The organism is Streptomyces sp. NBC_01320 (assembly GCF_035974375.1).
Classification (GTDB): domain Bacteria; phylum Actinomycetota; class Actinomycetes; order Streptomycetales; family Streptomycetaceae; genus Streptomyces; species Streptomyces yanii.
In genome coordinates, this window is record NZ_CP108390.1 from 167,245 (window position 1) to 186,394 (window position 19,150).

Annotated in this window: 10 protein-coding genes and 9 pseudogenes; 10 read left to right on the top strand and 9 right to left on the bottom strand. The window is 68.7% G+C overall.

The features are described 5' to 3' along the window. Positions 1-153 precede the first annotated feature (153 nt). Positions 154-579, bottom strand: a pseudogene (locus OG395_RS00845) (transposase); the annotation flags it as partial. A gap of 162 nt (positions 580-741) precedes the next feature. Here OG395_RS00845 and OG395_RS00850 point away from each other — a divergent pair. After that, positions 742-903: pseudogene (locus tag OG395_RS00850) on the top strand (DUF4259 domain-containing protein); the annotation flags it as partial. A 136-nt stretch (positions 904-1,039) separates the two neighbouring features. Here the strand turns inward: OG395_RS00850 and OG395_RS00855 are convergent. Then, positions 1,040-1,636, bottom strand: coding sequence for a hypothetical protein (locus tag OG395_RS00855; RefSeq protein WP_327241163.1), 597 nt, complete (start codon positions 1,634-1,636; stop codon positions 1,040-1,042). Between the two features lie 47 nt (positions 1,637-1,683). Here OG395_RS00855 and OG395_RS00860 point away from each other — a divergent pair. Continuing rightward, positions 1,684-1,878 (top strand): annotated as a pseudogene (locus tag OG395_RS00860) (transposase); the annotation flags it as partial. A 118-nt stretch (positions 1,879-1,996) separates the two neighbouring features. Further along, on the top strand, positions 1,997-2,380 hold the full coding sequence (locus OG395_RS00865) for a hypothetical protein (RefSeq protein WP_327241164.1): 384 nt from the start codon (positions 1,997-1,999) through the stop codon (positions 2,378-2,380). Positions 2,381-2,430: 50 nt separating this feature from the next. Here OG395_RS00865 and OG395_RS00870 read toward each other — a convergent pair. Next, positions 2,431-2,587, bottom strand: a pseudogene (locus OG395_RS00870) (RacP protein); the annotation flags it as partial. Positions 2,588-2,597: 10 nt separating this feature from the next. Next, a pseudogene (locus OG395_RS00875) lies at positions 2,598-2,867 on the bottom strand (DUF6192 family protein); the annotation flags it as partial. A 310-nt stretch (positions 2,868-3,177) separates the two neighbouring features. On the opposite strand from OG395_RS00875, the gene OG395_RS00880 reads away from it, so the two are divergent. Then, positions 3,178-4,440 (top strand): IS110 family transposase, encoded by a 1,263-nt coding sequence (locus tag OG395_RS00880; protein ID WP_327241165.1) that lies wholly within the window; start codon positions 3,178-3,180, stop codon positions 4,438-4,440. 55 nt (positions 4,441-4,495) lie between these two features. Here OG395_RS00880 and OG395_RS00885 read toward each other — a convergent pair whose 3' ends face one another. Next, positions 4,496-5,077, bottom strand: a complete 582-nt coding sequence (locus tag OG395_RS00885) for a Uma2 family endonuclease (RefSeq protein ID WP_327241166.1) — start codon at positions 5,075-5,077, stop codon at positions 4,496-4,498. Between the two features lie 157 nt (positions 5,078-5,234). Between OG395_RS00885 and OG395_RS00890 the strand changes: the two genes are divergently transcribed. Both OG395_RS00890 and OG395_RS00895 read left to right on the top strand, forming a co-directional pair. Next, positions 5,235-6,674 (top strand): NF041680 family putative transposase, encoded by a 1,440-nt coding sequence (locus tag OG395_RS00890; protein WP_327241167.1) that lies wholly within the window; start codon positions 5,235-5,237, stop codon positions 6,672-6,674. A 113-nt stretch (positions 6,675-6,787) separates the two neighbouring features. Further along, positions 6,788-7,057: pseudogene (locus tag OG395_RS00895) on the top strand (transposase); the annotation flags it as partial. A 133-nt stretch (positions 7,058-7,190) separates the two neighbouring features. On the opposite strand, the gene OG395_RS00900 reads toward OG395_RS00895, so the two are convergent. Beyond that, positions 7,191-9,476 (bottom strand): SpoIIE family protein phosphatase, encoded by a 2,286-nt coding sequence (locus tag OG395_RS00900; RefSeq protein ID WP_327249216.1) that lies wholly within the window; start codon positions 9,474-9,476, stop codon positions 7,191-7,193. 454 nt (positions 9,477-9,930) lie between these two features. Continuing rightward, on the bottom strand, positions 9,931-10,773 hold the full coding sequence (locus OG395_RS00905; protein ID WP_327241168.1) for an IS5 family transposase: 843 nt from the start codon (positions 10,771-10,773) through the stop codon (positions 9,931-9,933). Positions 10,774-11,057: 284 nt separating this feature from the next. On the opposite strand from OG395_RS00905, the pseudogene OG395_RS00910 reads away from it, so the two are divergent. From OG395_RS00910 to OG395_RS00925, 4 genes and pseudogenes are all read left to right on the top strand, one after another. Next, positions 11,058-11,288 (top strand): annotated as a pseudogene (locus tag OG395_RS00910) (IS6 family transposase); the annotation flags it as partial. 226 nt (positions 11,289-11,514) lie between these two features. Next, positions 11,515-12,711: an IS110 family transposase gene (locus OG395_RS00915; RefSeq protein ID WP_327241169.1), complete on the top strand. Its 1,197-nt coding sequence runs from the start codon at positions 11,515-11,517 to the stop codon at positions 12,709-12,711. Positions 12,712-12,727: 16 nt separating this feature from the next. Next, a pseudogene (locus OG395_RS00920) lies at positions 12,728-13,215 on the top strand (IS6 family transposase); the annotation flags it as partial. A 160-nt stretch (positions 13,216-13,375) separates the two neighbouring features. After that, positions 13,376-13,795, top strand: a pseudogene (locus OG395_RS00925) (transposase domain-containing protein); the annotation flags it as partial. A gap of 293 nt (positions 13,796-14,088) precedes the next feature. On the opposite strand, the gene OG395_RS00930 reads toward OG395_RS00925, so the two are convergent. Together OG395_RS00930 and OG395_RS00935 are read right to left on the bottom strand one after the other, a co-directional pair. Continuing rightward, positions 14,089-18,582, bottom strand: coding sequence for a caspase, EACC1-associated type (locus OG395_RS00930; protein WP_327241170.1), 4,494 nt, complete (start codon positions 18,580-18,582; stop codon positions 14,089-14,091). A gap of 2 nt (positions 18,583-18,584) precedes the next feature. Continuing rightward, entirely contained in the window at positions 18,585-19,124 is a 540-nt protein-coding gene (locus tag OG395_RS00935; protein ID WP_327241171.1) for an effector-associated constant component EACC1, read from the bottom strand. Between the last annotated feature and the right edge of the window lie 26 nt (positions 19,125-19,150).

Below are 19,150 nucleotides of genomic sequence, written 5' to 3' on the forward strand. Positions count from 1 at the left end.
CCTTTGGCCAGGCTCCTATAAGGTCATGATCCACCCGGCCGGGGCCTCGGGAACGGGCCCCGGCAGCCGGACAGACCAAGGCGAAGACAGCCCAGCAGGACGTCAGTCAGTGATCGAGTCACGACCACCGGGAACCCGGATACCACTATCACTGTCCGTGATCATGGAAATGGTCGTCTTGGAAACCTCGGCGCCATAGACCTCCGCCAGGTGGGCGGATATCTCCCCATGGGTCAGGCCACGGGCGGACAGCGAGAGCACCATCTCGTCCACTCCGGTCAGCCGACGCTGTCGCTTCTTGACGATCTGCGGCTCGAAGCTGCCCTCACGATCGCGGGGGACTTCGATGTCCACCGGCCCAACCTCGGTCACCACGGTCTTGGAGCGGGTGCCGTTACGGGTGTTGCCGCCGACGGCCCTCTCGTGCTTCTCGTGCCCGAGATGGTCGGTGATCTCACCTTCGAGGGCGGACTCGAGGATCCTCTTCGTCAGCTGCTGCAGCAGCCCGCCCTCACCGGTCAGTTTGATCCCGCTGGCCTTCGCCCGGTCCACCAGCTGGCCGATCAGCTGGTCGTCCATGGCGTCCGGCACCCCCAGGGGCTGCACTTCCTGCACGGCCTCAGCCGAGACGATCACGTCTGTCATCAGGTGTCACTTCCTGTTCGAAGATCCACCGTTGACCGTACAGACCCTGTCGAGCCTGATGCGAGGATCCCGGCGAAGCTACGCAAGGAGATCAGCATGGGCACCTGGGATACTGGTCCTTTCGACAACGACACAGCTGCGGACTTCGCCAGCGCTCTCGACGACGCCGAGCCCGAGGCACGCGAGGCCCTGATCCGAGGCGTTCTCATCCGGACAATCGACGCCACTGGCTACCTCGCGGAAGCGGAAGAGGCGGTGGAGTAATAGTCAAGACCTGTGGATCAAGTCAGTTGGGCTGGTCCCTGTGCCAGGGTCGGCGTCTCATTGCGTTTCGAACGCGGCGGGTTCCTCCGCGTTCGGCCAGCAGTCCAAGGGCCTCTGGTGAGATGCTTCCTCACTGGTCTTGGCCGGGCCAAACTGTCACAAGATCGCGGTAGTTGGCGAAGCGAGGGCCGGGAACCGTGTCTTGGATCGGCTGACCGTTCAGCCAGCATATTTGGAAGGTGTCGCTCTCGGTGTCGAGTAGACAGCACACTCCGCCGCTGGCGGCGGTGAGGCCGGTAAACACGGCTCCGATGCTTGCGGATCGCTCAAACAGCCGACTCATCCCCGACGTGGCTGCGGTGAACTTTAGCGACGCGAAGCGAGGGTGTGGCGCGGGCGCGAACCGCAGCGTGAGGTAGACGTACCCAATCTGAACTCTCCCGAACTCGTCGGGTTCGGAGTCACGGTCCCCGCAGAACTCGCGCACCGCGTCGTCGACGCCGAACATGATTGAGGTGTCGAGTTCAAGCCTGCCGCTTGTGGAGCAATCCACCGGCTCGCTCTTGAAGTTGGACGTGAACGGGACGACGACCCGGTCACCGCCGGGCATGGTGACCGTAAGCGGCGTCACTCGACGGGTTGGCGGCGCCAGCTTGGTGAGCTCGAGCAGCGCCCTGGCGACGTTCTTGGCAGGCACAAAGATCTTGTAGCTGTAGTCAAGCCCCATACGCTCCACCCCTTGTCCGTCGAACTGGATCTTCCCATGACATGCCCGGACCGGTCGAGGTGAAGGTCCCGCGAGACGTGGCCGGCACCTTTGAGCCGCAGATCGTCAAGAAGCGCCAGCGGCGTCTGACCGGCGTGGACGAGATGGTGCTGTCGCTGTCCGCGAAGGGCCTGACTCACGGGGAGATCTCCGCGCACCTCGCCGAGGTCTACGGCGCGGAGGTGTCCAAGGCGACGATCACCACGAAATAACGGGGCCATCGTGGGCGGTGAGAGCCACAATGTCGCCATGGGAGACCGGGGTGGGGATGAGGTCGCGGTGTGGCGCGTCGGCGGGGGTGCTCGCCCCGCGGCGTATGTCATGTCGGCTGTTGTCGTGGTGGCAGCCGCTCGGTGCTGGTTCTGGTGGGTGCTTGCACCGACGTGGGTGGGCTTCACACGGGCAGGGTTGTGGACGGGCCTGGCGGTCGGTGCCTGCTGTTTCTTCTGGTGGGTGATACTGCGAGTCCGGCTGGAGATTGGTCCGGAGCTGGTTGTCGCCGTGAACCCGTGGGGTACTCAGCGGTTGCCCTTGCAGCAGGTCACACATGTGACGCTCGGCAACTGGGGTGCCGAGTTCCATCACACTGACGGGTTCAAGACCACTGCGTATGCGCTCAGCGACATGGCCGCCGGCAAGGTGCAGAGCGAAGAACGCTTCGCAGAAGTCCGGGCCGCGTTTGAGAGGGCCCGACGACCTGCGTAATTCCCGGCTCAGGCGGCTTCTGCCAGCTCAGTCGGGGTGAGGGCCGGGCCCGCGATGATGTCGCGCAGGCAGGCCAGCCCTGCCCGCACCTGGCTGGGTGTGAGTTCACCGGCAGCGGCCCAGCAGCCCGGCGGGGCGGGCCTCGAAGAGGATGAAGCGGAGTGTGTCGGCGCGCCGCCGAGCAGCCTGGCCCCGGCGCCTGGGGGCATGGCTTGGGGCCGGCCAGGAGACGGGCCAACTCGCCGTCGACGTCGACCTTGCCGGTGTCGACCGCGGTCTCGATCCAGTCCAGCGTGGCCCTCACCCTGGCGACGTTCTCGTGCACGATGGCGCGCTCGTCCTCGCCCAGCTGCCGGTCCCGCAGGCCGGGGACGGTGCGGCCTGCGGCCGCGACGAAGGAGTGGCAGGCAGAAACCAGGTCGAGGAACTCAACGGTCCGGTCGATCTGGCGGACTACGGGGGCGACGGGGCTGGTCCGGTCGAAGTGGATGAACGAGCGGGAACGAAACCCGGCGGACGAGGTCCCGACCGGGCGCAAGGCCCTGCCCAAGACAGCTCCTACCTGCAGTTATTTACGCGTCAGTAATCCAGGCCCGCTGCGCGGGCCTCCGTGGAGGCGGGAAAATGGGCCCGTGTCCGTCCGGGACGCCGATCTATCTGTGATGCCATCGAGCTCGCGCGTCAGTATGGCGTTGGGGGCCGCTGACAGGGACCGTCAATTGTTGCTGCAGCACGCGGACCAGACTCTTCAGCCCTGTGGCCCCTCCGGACGGCGCCTCGTCGCCCGGGAGGGGTTCATGGACGTGTTGCACGAGCGGTGCGCCGCTTTGGACATCGGCAAGAAGGACCTAAAAGCGTGCGTACGCACCCCCAGCCCGAGCGGGCGACGCTCGCGCCGACAAGAGACCCGCACGTTCGCCACCACCACCAACGCGCTCCTGGAGCTGCGTGACTGGCTGATCTCCGAACAGGTCACCCTGGTGGTCATGGAAGCAACCGGCGACTACTGGCGCGGGGCGTTCTACCTCCTCGAAGACTGCCTGAACGTGATCCTGGTCAACGCCGCACACGCCAAGGGCCTGCCCGGGCGCAAAACCGATGTCGCCGACGCGGCCTGGCTGTGCCAGCTGGGCGAGTGCGGCCTGCTGAAGGCATCGTTCGTGCCCCCGGAGCCGATCCGGCACCTGCGCGACCTGACCCGCTACCGCTCCACCCTCGCCGCGGAACTCGGCCGCGAGGCCCAGCGGCTGGAGAAGGAACTGGAGGACGCCGGCATCAAGCTCTCCGCGGTGGCCATCGACATCCTCGGCGTCTCCGGGCGGGCGATGCTGACCGCGCTCATCGACGGCGAACGCGACGTCCACGCCCTGGCCCAGATGGCCAAGGCCCGCATGCGGCCCAAGATCCCCGCCCTGGTCGAGGCGCTGACCGGCAACTTCGGCGAGCACCACGCCTTCCTGTGCCGTCTGCACCTGGAACGCATCGACCAGCTCAAGGCGGCCATCGCCGAGCTGTCCACGCGGATCGAGGAGGAGATGCGCCCTTTCGCCCGCCAGCTTGAACTGCTGGAAACCATTCCCGGAGTCGGCCGCACCACCGCCGAGGTGCTCATCGCCGAGACCGGCGGCGACATGTCCCGCTTCCGCACCGCCGGACACCTGGCCTCCTGGGCCGGGGTCTGTCCCGGCCACCACGAGTCCGCCGGCAAGCACAAGTCCGGCCGCAGACGCCACGGCAACCGCTGGCTGGGCGCCGCCCTGGGCACCGCAGCCATGGCCGCCTCCCGCACCCGCGACACCACCTACCTCGGCGCCCGCTACATGCGCCTCATGCCCCGCCTCGGCAAGAAGAAAGCCCTGGTCGCACTCGAACACTCGACCCTGACCGCGGTCTGGCACATGCTCACCCAGGACACCGCCTTCCACGACCTCGGCGGTGACTACTACGCCAAACACGACCCCGAACGCGCCCTGCGCCGGATCACCCGCCAGGCCAACGCCCTCGGCCTTACCGTCCGCTTCGAACCCATCGAGGCCACCTCAACCCACCTACCGGGCTGATGCTCAGACGTTATTTTCGGACCAGAGTCCCACAGGATGCCAAACGCCACTGTGATCAGCGAACGAGACGGAGCAAGTCGAGTTCGATACCGAAAGGGACTGCTGTCTTTATGCGATCGCGGTTAATACCGGTGGCGACGTAGGCGCGGGTGGTGTTGTCCAGCTCGTACGTGTGGATGACGGGGAGGCCGTTTTCCTCCTCGACACGCCAGTAGTGCGGAATACCCGCCTGCGCGTACTTGAACGGCTTCAGCGACCGGTCACGGTCGGCGGACTCATCCGAGACGACTTCGATGGCGAGGGCTACCTGGTCGGGGAGGTAGCGCGTGCGGTTCGGGTCGTATGGGACCGTGACAGCAAGGACGTCGGGCTCGGGCCGGTTCTTCTCGTTCAGCTTGATCGTCATTTCCCGGTCGATCTCGAATCCCTCGGGAGCCTGATCGTCCAATGCGGTCGTAAGCCGGGTGACGACGCGGGCGTGCCAGGACCGCTGCGGGGACATCATGAAGATCAGCGCTCCATCGATCAGCTCGGTGTGTCGCGGGAGGGCGGGTGCGTTGTCGAGGTCATCGGCCTCCCACCCACTCGGCCGGGGCGGCAGCATCCAGGGCGGGAGCGCGTCCCATGCGGTCGTCATCGTGTCCTCCTTCGGGCGCTCTGGTCAGCTTAGCTTGACTATTAACCCCACCAAGATCGTGTCTTGGTGGGGTTCGTCGTTCGCCTGACAGCTGGGCGGCCTTTGCGTGATCGTGTCTTCTCGCTGAAGTCGACAGTCGATCAACCCAAAGGCCGTGATGGACAGTCTGCAAGACGACGCTGCGCGCGTCGAGGCATTGACCGGGTTATCTCGGTTTCGCCGCGAGTTCTACGAGTGCCTGACCCTGCGGGCGGATGCTCTGTTCGAGCTGGCGGACGCGGTGCTGTGTGCCGGCGGGCCGGTGGTCTCGCTGCCGGAGTTGTCGCTGGAGGCAGTGCACCGGCGTGGGCACGGGGCGATGTACGACGCGCTGGCCCAGGGCCACATCGCCGTGTCCCGCCTGCGGATGGCGCTGGCAGGCCTTGAGCTGCCGCGCGGGGCGGACCGGCAGCTGTCGATCGCGCTGGACGTCACTCCATGGCCGCGTCCGGACGCCGAGTGCTCGCCGGAGCGCCTGCACTGCCACCGTCCGTGTCGCTGCGACGGGGTTCGCCAGACCATCCCGGGCTGGCCCTACCAGGTGGCCGCGGCCCTGGGCGGTGGCCGCTCCTCGTGGACAGGGCCGCTGGACGCAGTCCGGCTGGGGCCCGAGGACGATCCCACCGAGGTCACCGCGACTCAGATCCGTGACCTGCGCGCCCGCCTGCAGCGGGCCGGGCAATGGCGACCGGGCGACCCGCCGGTCCTGTTCGTCCTGGACTCCGGCTACGACCTCGTGCGCCTGACCTGGCTGCTGCGCGAAGAACCGGTGCGGCTGCTGGGCCGCATCCGCGCGGACCGGGTGATGTATGCACCGGCTGGCAAGCGCCGCGGAACCAACCCCGGACGCCCGCCCCGCCACGGAGCACAGTTCCGCCTCGCCGACCCCGCCACCCACCTGGCCCCGGTCCAGGAGTCGGCCGGCGTCCACGACCGCTTCGGCCAGGTCCTCGCCCGCTGCTGGGGCCGGATGCACCCCAAGCCGGACCGGCGCGGCTCCTGGGCCGACCATGAAGGCGAACTACCCCTCGTCGAGGGCACGTTGGTCCATCTGGCCATCGAGCACTTACCCGGAAACCGCGACCCCAAGCCGCTATGGCTGTGGCACAGCGACCCCGACGCCACCGCGCACGACGTCGACCGCCTCTGGCGGATCTTCCTCAGGAGATTCGACATCGAGCACACATTCCGCTTCTTCAAGCAGACCCTCGGCCTCACCCGCCCCCGCCTACGCACTCCCGAGCAGGCCGACCGGTGGGTGTGGCTGATCCTCTCCGCCTACGCCCAGCTCCGCCTCGCCCGCCCCCTGGCCGAGGACCTGCGCCGGCCCTGGGAGAAGCCGCTGCCGCCGGATCAGCTGACCCCCGGCCGGGTCCGGCGAGGCTATCCACGCATCCGGCGGATCCTGGGCACCCCGGCCAGCACGCCGAAAGCCACCCACCCCGGGCCCGGCCGCCCCAAGGGCCGCACCTCCACCCCCGCACCCCGCCACCCAGTCGGCAAGAAACAACGTAAAGCGGACACACCCCGATGCGGCGGAGCCGAGGAGGAGGCTTAAAGATCAAGCTTAGAGCTCGCGCAGATAGGCGGCGTGGGCAGCCCCGGCAACAAGGTGGGCACAGGTCCCGGTGATCATGGAGTTGCGACGCTCTGTGACCACTGGGGAGATCTGTGCCCGTCCTTCCATCATGGCTGACCGACCCGCTCTGGGATCAATTCGCGGCACTGCTGCCCAAGCGCCCTGCGGTCGATCCGGCCCACCCGCTGGGTTGCCACCGCAGCCGTATCAGCGACCGGATCGTGTTCGACAAGCTGCTCCAGCTCCTGCGGTTCGGCTGCTCCTACCAGGCGGTCTCCGACACGACCTGCTCGGCGACCACGATCCGCAACCGCCGCAACGAGTGGATCCGGCTCGGCGTCTTCGCCCGGCTCAAACAGATCGCGCACACCTGGCAGAGCGCCGTCCACCGGCTCCGATCGGCGGTGGGCTCGGAAAGGGAGGCATGCTTCACCGAGTCCGGCGGCGTCGACGTGGCGGGGACAGGAGCCCCGCCGAGCTGGGCGGGCCGTGGTGTCAGCGGCCGTGTTGTTGAGGCCGGATGAGGAGCAGGGCGATGTCGTCGTTGCGGGGGGCGGACCGTTGGGCGTGGTGAATGAGTGTGTCGGCGAGGGCGTCCAGGGTCTGGCCCCGGGCCTGTGCGAGCTGGGCGGCGAGGTCGGCGGTGGCGTCGTCGATGTCGATGCCGGGGGTTTCGACGAGTCCGTCGGTGTACAGGGCGAGCACGGCCCCGGGCGGTAGGGGGATGTCGGTCTCCGGGTAGTCGGCGGCGGGGTCGATGCCGAGCAGGAGCCCGGGCGTCAGCGTGAGGATCTCAGTGTGTAGGTCGGGGTGGCGCAGGAGTGGGGGCGGGTGGCCGGCGGTGGCCAGGCAGGCGCGGTGGCGTGCCAGGTCGAGCTGGACGTAGAGGCAACTGGTGAACAGGCCGGGGTCGAGGTCGGTGAGCAGGCGGTTGGTGCGGGCGAGGACTTGGCCGGGCGATGCGCCGGCGGTGGCGTGGACGGCGGTGCGGACCTGCCCCATGAGGGCGGCGGCGTTCACGTTGTGGCCTTGGACGTCGCCGATTGCTGCGGCGGCGAGGTCGGTGTCGAGATGGATGAGGTCGTAGAAGTCCCCGCCGACGTCGATGCCGTGAGCGGTGGGGAGGTAGCGGGTAGCCACGTCCAGGCCGGGGACGCGGGGCAGTGCTTGGGGCAGCAGGCTGGCTTGCAAGCTGTGGGCGAGCGCCTTATTGGCGTCGTAGAGGCGGGCGCGGTCCAGGGCCTGGGCGATCAGCCCGGCGGTCGAGGTGAGGACGGCTCGTTCCTCGGGCGTGAAGGAATGCGGCCGGTCGTACGCGAGGACCAGCGAGCCGACGGGGCGGCCGGAGGTGATCAGGGGCAGGAAGGCCCAGGCGGCCTTGCCGTCCTGCAGGACGGCGGGGGGATGAGCGCGCTTGAGGTCCGCGAAGGTGGCGTAGAAGCTGGGGACGCCGCTGGTCAGGACACGCACGGCAGGGGTGTTGGAGGCCAGGGGGGTGCCGTCGAAGCGGTCCATGAGTTCGGCGGGGTAGCCGCGGTAGCCGATGATCCGCAGCCGGCCCTCCTCGGCGATCATCAGGGCGAGGGCTTGGGCCTCGAAGGCGGTCGGGACCAGGTCGTCGATCCGGGCGATCACGTCCATGACCCCGACGGCCTCGGTCAGCGTGGCGGCGAGGTGCATCAGGAGGTGGTGGGCGGTCGACCGGCCCGGTGCGGCCGACGGTGCGGGGTGCAGAACCTCTGACGTCTCCGAGGCAGGGGACGGGGAGGCCGGGGCGATGCGGACGCTGATGCCGGAGACGTCCGGGTAGAGGTGGAAGGCAAGCCACCGGTCCGGTGGGCGCAGGGCGGTGAAGCAGGTGGCCTCCTGGCTGAGCACCGCGGCCCGGTAGCGGTCTTCGACGACTGGGTCGTCCAGCCACGGCAGGACCTGCCGTGGCAGGACGCCCAGCAGGTCGGCGGCGCTGGCGCCGAGGAGGTCGGCGGCGGTGGTTGTGATGAAGGTGATCCGGCCGTCAAGGTCCAAGGTGCAGCATCCTCCGGGCAGGCGCTCGGCGAAGTCCGCCGCTGCCGCCTCCTGGGTTGGCCCGCGAGCGCGGGCACGCAGGGGGGCCAGGACCTGCGGCTCGGACCCGGGCAGCAGCGGGTGGCCGCTGTCGGCGGCCTGCCGCAGGAGAAGGCCCAGGCGGCGGCAGGAGGTACGGACCGCGTTGCGTTCGTGTCGGGTCAGCGGCGATGGATGCGAGCTGGGCCACCGCACCACCAGGGCGCCCCAGACTGTGGTGCCGGTGGTGATCGGGGCAGCGGCCGCCGAGAAGGGGTAGGGCAGCGCGAGCGCCATCTGCGGGTAGTGCCGCGCCATCTCTTCCTGGCCGCCTATCCACACCAGACGCCGCTCGCGCACGGCGTCGGTCGCCGGGGTGCGGGCCGTCAGCGGCACCTGCGTCCAGTGCGCGGCGATCTGCCGGGGAACCCCCCTCAGCACCGCAAGTCGCAGCACCCGCTCACCCGGCGGCAGCAGGTATACCAGGCCCCCGGAAGCGCCTGTCTCCCGCATGAACTGTTCCAAAGCAGCGCAGAGTAGATGCGTGCCCGAGCCTGTGCCAGTGCCGAAGCCGGCAAGGTCCCTCGTGCTCTCACCCTCCCGAGCGGCACCAGGAAGGGATCCCTCCAGGCGCCTGAAGCGACATCTGGCCGCCTCCGCGCTGATGCCCAGGCCAGCACCGATCTGCGCCCAGCTCGCCCCGGTTCGTCGGTCCGCCAACACCGCACAGCGCACCATCTGCCCGGCCAGCCCGGGCACCTCCGCCACGGCGGCAACATGGCAGCCCTCCGCTCCTCGCCCCGGGCGCGAGTCGCTCGCCTGCTGGGTTGCGGCCTGCACCTGCGTCAGGAGATCCGCTTCCGCGAACACCAGCGCCTGCCGCGCCTCCGCCGCCGCCTGCCAGCGACGCCTGGCCCGCCAGGCCGCCTGCCGATGCGCCTGACGGCAATACCGCCGACCCGGGCCTGCCGACTCCGGCAGTGGAGCTCCGCACCAGCCACACCGATCGTCACCCATATACCGATCGTCGCCCATATAGGGAAAATATGCTCTACTGCCGTGACGACGTGCTGCACACGTCCACCAGGGCGGTGGCGGCCGTACCTATACGTCGGCAGGCATACGTACCGATCATGTCGGCATCAAGATGCCCAAACTGCTGCACTTAGACGCTGCGTAGATCGGCACTCGCTCATGGGCGGCGGTTCGGACGGTTGTCCCAGCGGTGGGTCGTCCACGCCCTGCGGAGCAGGCTACGGACGGTGATGATCGTATCGGCGAGGTCGAAGAACGCGTCGATGACCGCGACGCGGCGTTCGTAGCATCGGGCGAGCCGGTGGAAGGCGTTCTGCCAGGCGTGGGTGCGCTCGACGTGCCACCGCTGGCTCGCCTGGATGGGCGCCTTCTCGCCCTTGTGCGCGATGCGGCCGTGCAGACTGCGCGCGGCGAGTTCGGCGCGGGTCTTGTCCGAGTCGTAGCCGGCGTCCAGGTGCACGGTGATGGCCTCGGGCAGCGGCCCCAGGTCCACCAGCAGGTCCAGGGTCGGAGCCAGCAGCGGAGAGTCATGGCGGTTCGCTCCGGCGAGGACCCTGCCGAGCGGGATCCCATAGCCATCCGTCATGCCGGAGCGCTTCAGGCCCTGTTTGCCGCGGTCGACCGGCGAGCGCCCGGCCGCTTCTCCGCCGCCGGGGGCCTTGGTGATGGAGCCGTCGACGGCGATCTGGTCGAGCACGAGCCCGACGATCCGGTCGTAGGACTCAAGCGCGATCTGTTTGAGCCGGGCGAAGACGCCGAGCCGGATCCACTCGTTGCGGCGGTTGCGGATCGTGGTCGCCGAGCAGGTCGTGTCGGAGACCGCCTGGTAGGAGCAGCCGAACCGCAGGAGCTGGAGCAGCTTGTCGAACACGATCCGGTCGCTGATACGGCTGCGGTGGCAACCCAGCGGGTGGGCCGGATCGACCGCAGGGCGCTTGGGCAGCAGTGCCGCGAATTGATCCCAGAGCGGGTCGGTCAGCCATGATGGAAGGACGGGCACAGATCTCCCCAGTGGTCACAGAGCGTCGCAACTCCATGATCACCGGGACCTGTGCCCACCTTGTTGCCGGGGCTGCCCACGCCGCCTATCTGCGCGAGCTCTTAATCCGTCAGTTCCGCGTGGCGGCGGTGCGGGCCGCGACGAGAGCGGCGACGGGGTCGGCTGTGGCGGGGGCGCAGGGCCACCATGCGGCGGCGGTGCCGTGGCCTTCGCGGGGCGTTGTCACGTTAGTTGACCGGCCTGGGATGATCTTGGAGTTGATCGTGCCGGGGAGGGGTTCACTCGTGTCGTCCGCGCCGCCGTCGTACAAGGGCCGCCGGTACCCGGTCGAGGCGATCTCCCACTGCGTGTGGCGGTACTTCCGCTTCCCTCTGTCCTACCGCGAGGTCGAAGAGCTGATGCTCGAGCGCGGCGTGCTCGTCTCCTATGAGACGGTCCGCCGCTGGTGCGCCAAGTTTGGGCAGGCCTACGCCGCCGGACTGCGCCGCCGGCGGCCGAGGCCCGGGGACAAGTGGCTCTACCTTCTTGAACGGGTTGATCCTCCCGTTCGTAGGGTGAGGACACCCAGGGGAGCTGGGTGTGGCTGACAAGTGGCTGCCGTTCGTGGCTTCAGGTGCTTGGCCGCCTGGCTCCCCACGACGACTCGGCCGCCGATTGGGAAGTGCGAACAAGTCGCTGTGTAGAGCAATGCCGGCGAGGTCGTCCGTGGTACGCAAGGCAAGTACGACCGAATGGAGCACGATGAGCCGGATATGGGCGGGGACCGACTGCGGCAAGACCCACCACCACTGCCTGGTCCTGGACAGCGAGGGCGACACGCTGCTGTCGCGTCGGGTGGCCAACGACGAGCCGGAACTGCTGAAGCTGATCGGTGACGTCCTGGACCTCGCCGACGGCGGCAAGACGACCTGGGCGCTGGACATGACCGGCGGCGAGCCCGGCCTGCTGATCGCCCTGCTGGTCAACCATGGCCAGGAGCTCGTCTACATCCCCGGTATCGCGGTCAACCGGGCCACCGACAGCTACCGAGGCCAGGGCAAGACGGACGCCCGTGACGCCCGCGTGATCGCCGACCAGGCACGGATGCGCCGCGACCTGCAGCCGATCCGCCCCAGCGACGAAGCCACACTCGAGCTGCGGCTGCTGACCGACCACCGCGTCGATCTGGTCGCCGACCGCACCCGCACCACCAACCGGCTGGGGGCCCTGCTGAACAGCATGTTCCCGGCCCTGGAACGGGCCCTCGACCTCGGTAACATCGGCCCGATGGTGCTGCTGACCGGTTACCAGACACCGGCAGCGATCCGCCGCGTGGGCAGCCGGCGGCTGACCGCTTGGCTGCGCAACCGCAAGGTCTGCAACGCTGCTTCCCTCGCCGAGAAGGTGGTTGAAGCCGCCGAGCGCCAGCACACCGCCGTCGTGGGTGAGAAGGCCATCGCGACGATGGTGCACACCCTCGCCAAGGAGGTGATGACCCTCAACGAGAAGATCACCGAGACCGACAAACTCATCGAGGGCCGGTTTCGCGAACACGAACTGGCCGACGTGATCCAGTCCATGCCCGGCATCGGCACGATCCTCGGTGCCGAGTTCCTCGTTGCCGTCGGCGGCAGCCTGGACGCCTTCCCCACGGCCGACCGGCTCGCGGCCTTCGCCGGAACGGCCCCCGCCCCACGCGACTCCGGCCAGGTCAGCGGTAACGACCACCGACCGACGAGATACCACCGTCGTCTGCAGCGCGTCTTCTACATCTCCGCGCTGGTCAGCGTCCAACGAGACCCCAACTCACGGAAGTTTTACGACCGCAAGCGCGCCGAGGGGAAACGCCACGTCCAGGCCGTCCTCGCGCTCGCACGCCGTCGCGTCAACGTCCTGTGGGCCCTGATTCGTGACCGACGGTGCTACCAGGTCACACCCTCAGTGACAGCGACGGCTTGACATCAGCATTGGGAAGCACCTGGACGAGGTCTTCATCAAGGTCAACGGCGAGCTGAAGTATCTGTGGCGGGCCGTCGACCAGAATGGCAACGTCCTCGACATCCTCGTCCAGAGCCGGCGGGACAAGGCGCGGCCAGGCGCTTCTTCCGCCGTCTGATGACGAAGACCCGTACGGTGCCGAGGGTGGTCGTCACCGACAAACTCCGCTCCTACAGCGCGGCGCACCGCGAGGTCATGCCCTCGGTGGAACACCGCTCCCACAAGGGCCTGAACAACCGGGCGGAGAACTCCCACCAGCCCACGCGGCAGCGTGAACGCGCGATGAAGGGATTCCGTTCCGTAGGCGGGGCCCAGCGGTTCCTGGCCGCGTTCAGCGGCATCTCGCCCCACTTCCGCCCTCACCGCCACCTGATGACAGCCTCCGACCACCGAGCCGAGATGACCGTCCGCTTCGCGATCTGGGACCAGATCACCCAAGCTGCCAGCCGGCCCACCACGGCCTGACCACAGGCCCGGACCGCAAGCCCACCATGCCCCAACGCGCCGTCACACACCGACATACTCAACAATTTGACAGCGCCAGTTGAAGGACTTCTGACACAGAGCAACGGAGCTCGTTGGTACAGGCAGTCGTCCAAGACAGCTTGTACCGCAAGGAGCTCCGTTGCCTGTTCATTGTGTCTCGCCGTCGGCGCTGACGGCCATCACCCGTACGGTGACTGTGGCCGCGGGCCGGTTCGCGCCCGGCCATCTGGGAGAACTGACGCCGATCATGCCGTTCGAGCTCGTCGACGCGGTCTTGTCCGAGACCAGGACCGTGCAGCGGCGGCTGCGTGATCTGCCTTCGCGGGTCGGCGTCTACTTCCTCCTGGCGATGTGCCTGTTCCCCGAGATCGGCTATCGACTGGTCTGGGACAAGCTGACCGCCGGCTTGTTGGGGATGCCGATCGTCTGCCCGAGCACGAAAGCGCTACGTGATCTGCGCCGCAGACTCGGCAGCGCGCCGGTGCGGGCCTTGTTCGAGGTGCTGGCCGGGCCGTTGGCCCAGCCGACCACGCCAGGGGTACGGTTCGGCCCGTATCGGCTACGTCCACGAGCGTCTCGCGATCTTCGACAATCGCAAGCGCGGCATCCCGGGCAGAAAGTGGGGCAAGCGACACGACGGCGCGTGGTTCGCCAGGCTCGGAGCCTTTCGCCTGTCTGGAAACGTGCGCAGGGTGGCGGTGCACGCCAGCCGGTGAACGATGTCGGTAAGCCGTGTGCGCGAGAAGCGCATGCACGGTTTGACGGGCGGGGGCTGGAAACGGAGCCCTCACAGGCCACCGCGCCAGTCCCCGACCCTACTGAGCAATCGGGCCAACGTTCCACAATCGTCAGTCAATCGCAGGACCGCCGGCGGTCCAGGTGCGGGATCAGGGCTTTCCACAGGCCCTTGTCGACGTTGAGAGGGTGGGTGGTGCACAGCCACTCGTAGATCCGGTCGGTGTCGAGGTCGATCAGATAGGTGAGTCCCGACGCGACTCGTCCTTCCCGAGAATTGTGCGGGACCACGGCTGCGAACGGGTTGTTCCCAGGCAGCAGCCTCACGTCCTGCATGTCTGCCAGGGTGGCGATGGCGGGGGTGTGCCACATGCCACCTGCCCCGGAATCCCAGACGCGGTAGGGGGAACTGGTGAGGACCCGCTTCCCGTCGGGCGACAATCTGATGTCCTCAAGGCGGGTGTCGAAGCGCATCGCACCAGTCTTACGGGCCTGGTACGGGTTCCCTACGTCCCAAAACTGCACGGTTCCGTCGGTGAGCGTCGTCGCCAGGACGCCTTTTCCGACCGGTAGATAGCCGCCGGATGCGGCGGGCAGCAAGTCGGCCTTCCGGGGCCTGCGGATGTCGCGCATGTCCCACAGTTGGGTCCGCTCGGGAAGTGCGTCGTGCATCAGCAGATGCGACGAGGGCACGTAGACCGCTTGTCCCGTGGCAGCGCCCGGGAGGAGACGGACCTTGAACGGTCGGGCGGGGTCGGTGAGGTCCCAGATGCGCAGATCACTCGGTCTGCCCTGCCCCGGCTCGCCCCGGTCGACGATGGCGAATCCCCGGTCGCCCATGAAGAACATGCTCTGCGGTTCCGCGATCTGCGCGGCGGTCATGGTCCCGCCGCGCACCGGTCGGAGGGGGTCCCGAATGTCCCATACACGCACCGTTGCGGTGAACCAGTCGCCGAGGACCAGGAGGCCACCGTCCGCGGAGACGGCCGTCCGTACGTCCTCCGCCTGCAGATGGATTTCCTCACCCGGTACCGGAGGCTTGTTCTCGTCGCCGCCGAAGTCCCACAACCGGAACGCGTGGTCCCCCGTGCTTTCCGTCCAGCGGTGGGCCAGCAGCACGGAGCGGTCGGTCCCTGGAAGGAAGTACCGGGCCTCCCACCCCTTGGGCAGGGTGAACCGCACGCGCGGATCCCTTCCCTTGGCCGTGTCCGCGGAGCGGAGGTCCCAGACCTGGAAGGTCTTTGCCGGCGCGGCGACCACCATGAGCGTGCCGTCGCCGTTGATTGGGCTGGCGCCTGGGTCCGGTGTGGTCATGGTCCCTCGGACCCGGGGCGCGGGGGTGCGCTGCGGCCACACGCGTACGTTGCCCGCCACGTCGCCCACCGCGAGCTGGTCCCCGTCGGGGCTGTAGGCCACCGACTGGGCCGGCTCAGCCGAGGGGGCCGTCCCCTGTTCGGCCGAGTAGCTGAAAAGCTCGAAATCGGTCGCTACCGTCGCACGGATCAGGGCGCCTCCCTGAGCCGAATTGCCTGCGGCGGCCAACCGCTCCCCGTCGGGACGGAAGCTCAGCGAAGGCAGGTCGGGGTAACCCCAGGTATTGTCCCGGGCATCGGGCTCGGCGCGTACGAGCCGATGGCCACTCTCCACCCTCCACCAGGCCATCACACCCTTCGCGCCGGTCGCGACCAGCAGATTCCGCGTCGGATGAGCGGCCACCGCCATCACGGAGGGGGCCTCGGCGGTGTCCAGCAGCCGGGCATCCGCAGGATCCCGTACGTCCCACAATCTCACCTCCGCGGGCCGCTCGGCCCTGCCCGTCCCGCTGATGCCGTTGCCCGTGACCATCAGGCCGTCGCGGCGGAACGCCAGTGACATCAGTGCTTCGGCAGCTACCGACCGGTCCGTCCTGAGTGCAGGAGCCGTCGGATTCGACACATCCCACATTCGAAGCCGCCCCTGGTCACCCCCCGCCGCCAGCGTGCGGCCGTCCGGCGCGAACCTGAGGGCGTACGTCATGCCTTTCGGGATCTCCCGTTCGGACAGCCGCTCGGGCCGCTCGGGTTCGCTGACGTCCCAGAGGGTGAGGTCCGTGGCCGTCTGTGCCGCCAGCAGACGGGAGCGCGGGTGGAAGGCGATGGCGGCGCTGCCATGTAGCTTCAGGGCCCCCGCCTTGACCGGTATGTTCCGGTGGGAAAGGTCCCAGAGCTGTATCTGCCCGCCGGCCTGGCTGGTTGCCAGCACATCCCCGTCCTGGCTGAACGCGAGGTTGAGCACTGCCGCGCGATGTCCGCCGGGGATATCGACCGGTGCTTCTGTCAGATAGGCGGCGTAGAGGCTCGACCGGGTGTCGGGGGTATCTGCTGTGCGGTACGCCGCGAGGCTGAGCCGTAGCGCGGTCTGCGGATCGCGCGCGCGCATGGCGTCCGCCTGGGCCGCGATCTCGTTGGCGATCAGGATCGTCTCGCGGCCCTCCGCATCCTGCTGAGCGCCGCGGGCCAGTACGGCGAGGGTGGTCGCGAGCAGGGCCAGTACGGTGACGACGGAGACGACGATCCGGCGCAGCTTCGTCCTGTGGTGTTCGGCGCGGTGGCTCGCGTCGAGGAAGTCGTGCTCGACGCGTCGCATGTGGAGCGCACCGACGTTACCGGCGAGTTGCGCGCGCACGGACGCCAATTGGTCGCCTCCGTACAGGCCGCTCTCCGGGCGTCCCGCCTCGTGCCAGCCGTCGGCGGCGTCACCGAGTCTCCGGCGGACGAGTAGTCCGGCCCGGTTCTCAATGATCCAGTCCTGAAGCCGTGGCCAGGCATGGAGCAGGGAGTCGTGGCAGAGTTGCGCTTCGTCCTGGTCCACGACGACGAGCCGTGCCGCGGTCAGCAGTCCGAGCAGATCGGCATCCTGGTCGAGCTCGGCCACGGGGACGCGGCGGCGCACGGCACGGCCTCTGTCGTCGACCACCAAAATCATGCGCAGCAGTAGTTCCCGCAGTCGGTTCCGGTCGTCGGCGCCGAGCCCGTCATGGACCTCGTCGGCCGTCCGGGCCACGGCTGTGCGGATCCCGCCGGCGGTCTGAAAGGCGGTGAAGGTCAACGTGGTGCCGCGGCGCCCGGCCCAGGTCTGGCGCAGAGCGTGGGCGAGGAACGGCAGCGGGACGGCGTCCCCTTCGGCGGCGCGCTCCTGCCGCAGTTCGCGCAGGATGTGGTCCGACAGGCCGTCCTCCAGACGCAGCCCGGCTTGTGCTGCGGGGCGTTCGATGGCCGCTCGCAGTTCAGTGTCGGACATGGCGGAGACGGTGAACTGTCCGGACCTGACGATCGCGTCGAGCCGTGTGTCGTTCAGGACCTGGTCGTAGAAGTCGGCGCGAAGGCCGAGCACGATGCGGGGACCGTCGGTTCCCGCTGCGGCGAGTGCGCGGACGAAGAGCTCCCGCTCCTCCGGGTCCTGGCACTCGGTGAAGATCTCCTCAAGCTGGTCGATCACCAGGACGTCCGGCCCGAGGGGGCTGAACCGTCCGGTGGCCAGGTCCTTCTCCACCTCGGCAAACGGCCGCCCGATTGCCGTCGCCCAGCTTTCCACGAGCGAACGGAACGGCCGCGCGCCGGGTCCCAGCAGCAGGAGGACCCGCTCGGTCTCCAGACCGGCTATGAGTCCGGCTCGGAGCAGAGAGGACTTTCCGGCTCCCGACGCACCCACCAGGACGACCGGGCTCGGGTGGGGGCCGGCGGTCACCCGGCGTACCAGGCTGCGCGTCAGCTCCTCCCGTCCGAAGAAGAGATGGTGCTGCTCCGGCAGGAATGGGCGTATTCCTGGGTAAGGGCACGGGCCGCCGCCCTGCTCTGTCTCCGGCGCAGCGGTGTCGTCGTGGACGCGCCTGCCGGGATTGCGGGCGAGGACGAGATCGGAGGCCCGTCCGACACCGTCGGAGTGCGGGCGTGCGGCGCTGCCCTGGAAGCGGTGGTCGAGGATGCGGTAGACGTCGAGGAGGGTGAACCAGTTTGGACCGCCCGGATCGCCCTCCGTCAGCAGTCGGAGCAACTCCCCACTGAAGAGCGTGTGTTCCGCATTCGGTGGTGCAAACGAAGCGGCGTAGTGCGTGGCCGAGGCCAGCAGAAAGCTGCCCTCCGGACGGGCTGAGGCCAAGACCTCGCGATACGACTCCCGCGGCGCGACCTGTGCGAGACCGGAGAAGCAGCAGTCGAGGACGACGACGGTACTCGCCGCGGCGTCGGCGAGTCGCTTGCTCACCTGGTCGAAGGGGACGGCGTGCACAGTGTCGACGGCCGAGGAGGTATCCGACGTGGCAAGGTACAACTGCTGTCCAGGTCCGACCAGACCGTGGCCTACGAAGCAGAAGAGGACGACGCCGCCCTCCGAGGCGTCGATGGCGGCCTGGACGGCCGCGAGCACCTCGGTCGGCCCCCGCGGGTCGATGATCGCGGTGACCCGACCGTTGAGACCGCATTTCTCTTCCAGTGCTGCGGCGACCGCCCGCGCCGAGCGCGCTGCGCTCGGCAGGTCCGACAGCGCTCCTTGGCCACTACCGCCGTAACACCCTGTACCGACCACGATCGCGTGGCAGTTGACGCCGCTCAGGTCCCCCCGTCCGACGGCCATGCCTAGGTGCGATTCGCCACAGGCGGCTGCTGGTCGTCAGGGCCATCCGTCCGCGGGGCGGATGGCGGCTGCCGCCCCTCACGCCCGTCCGCTTCGTGCGCCTGCGGGACAGGGCCCGGCTGGTGGCCCTCAGGCCCGTCAGCCGTGGCCGGGTGCGGCTGCTGGAGCATCTCGGCCACCCGCTGCGCCACATCGGCGGTCCCCTGAGGCGTCAGCCCCGCCACCCCCTCGGACGTGACCGTGACCTGTGTCCCATCCGGCCGGGTAATCGTGACGGTCTGGTTCCCGCGTCTGCTCTGCAGCCAGGCGACAACGGCCGCAGCCACGGCTGCGGTGAGCCCGCCGGGCGCCAGCAGAACGGGGACGAGCTCGGCCGCACCTCCGCTCATGCTGTCCGGGGCGGGCGCCCCGGGCGGTGCCTGGCCGACAGCGCTGCGAAGCGCTGGGTCGCGCCTCAGCCACCGGCGCAGATCCTCTGTCTCGGCGGGCCCACCGGCCTCCAAGGTGATTCTCAAATCCCCTCCGCGGTGGGGGTGTTGCATGCAGATTCGGCAAGAATAGCGACACC

Excerpts from the sequence above, each read along its gene's own strand:
- OG395_RS00855 (WP_327241163.1), bottom strand. The coding sequence starts at position 1,636 with ATGGGGCTTGACTACAGCTACAAGATCTTTGTGCCTGCCAAGAACGTC.
- OG395_RS00865 (WP_327241164.1), top strand. The coding sequence starts at position 1,997 with ATGTCGGCTGTTGTCGTGGTGGCAGCCGCTCGGTGCTGGTTCTGGTGG.
- OG395_RS00880 (WP_327241165.1), top strand. The coding sequence starts at position 3,178 with ATGGACGTGTTGCACGAGCGGTGCGCCGCTTTGGACATCGGCAAGAAG.
- OG395_RS00885 (WP_327241166.1), bottom strand. The coding sequence starts at position 5,077 with ATGACGACCGCATGGGACGCGCTCCCGCCCTGGATGCTGCCGCCCCGG.
- OG395_RS00890 (WP_327241167.1), top strand. The coding sequence starts at position 5,235 with ATGGACAGTCTGCAAGACGACGCTGCGCGCGTCGAGGCATTGACCGGG.
- OG395_RS00900 (WP_327249216.1), bottom strand. The coding sequence starts at position 9,476 with ATGGTGCGCTGTGCGGTGTTGGCGGACCGACGAACCGGGGCGAGCTGG.
- OG395_RS00915 (WP_327241169.1), top strand. The coding sequence starts at position 11,515 with ATGAGCCGGATATGGGCGGGGACCGACTGCGGCAAGACCCACCACCAC.
- OG395_RS00930 (WP_327241170.1), bottom strand. The coding sequence starts at position 18,582 with ATGGCCGTCGGACGGGGGGACCTGAGCGGCGTCAACTGCCACGCGATC.
- OG395_RS00935 (WP_327241171.1), bottom strand. The coding sequence starts at position 19,124 with ATGCAACACCCCCACCGCGGAGGGGATTTGAGAATCACCTTGGAGGCC.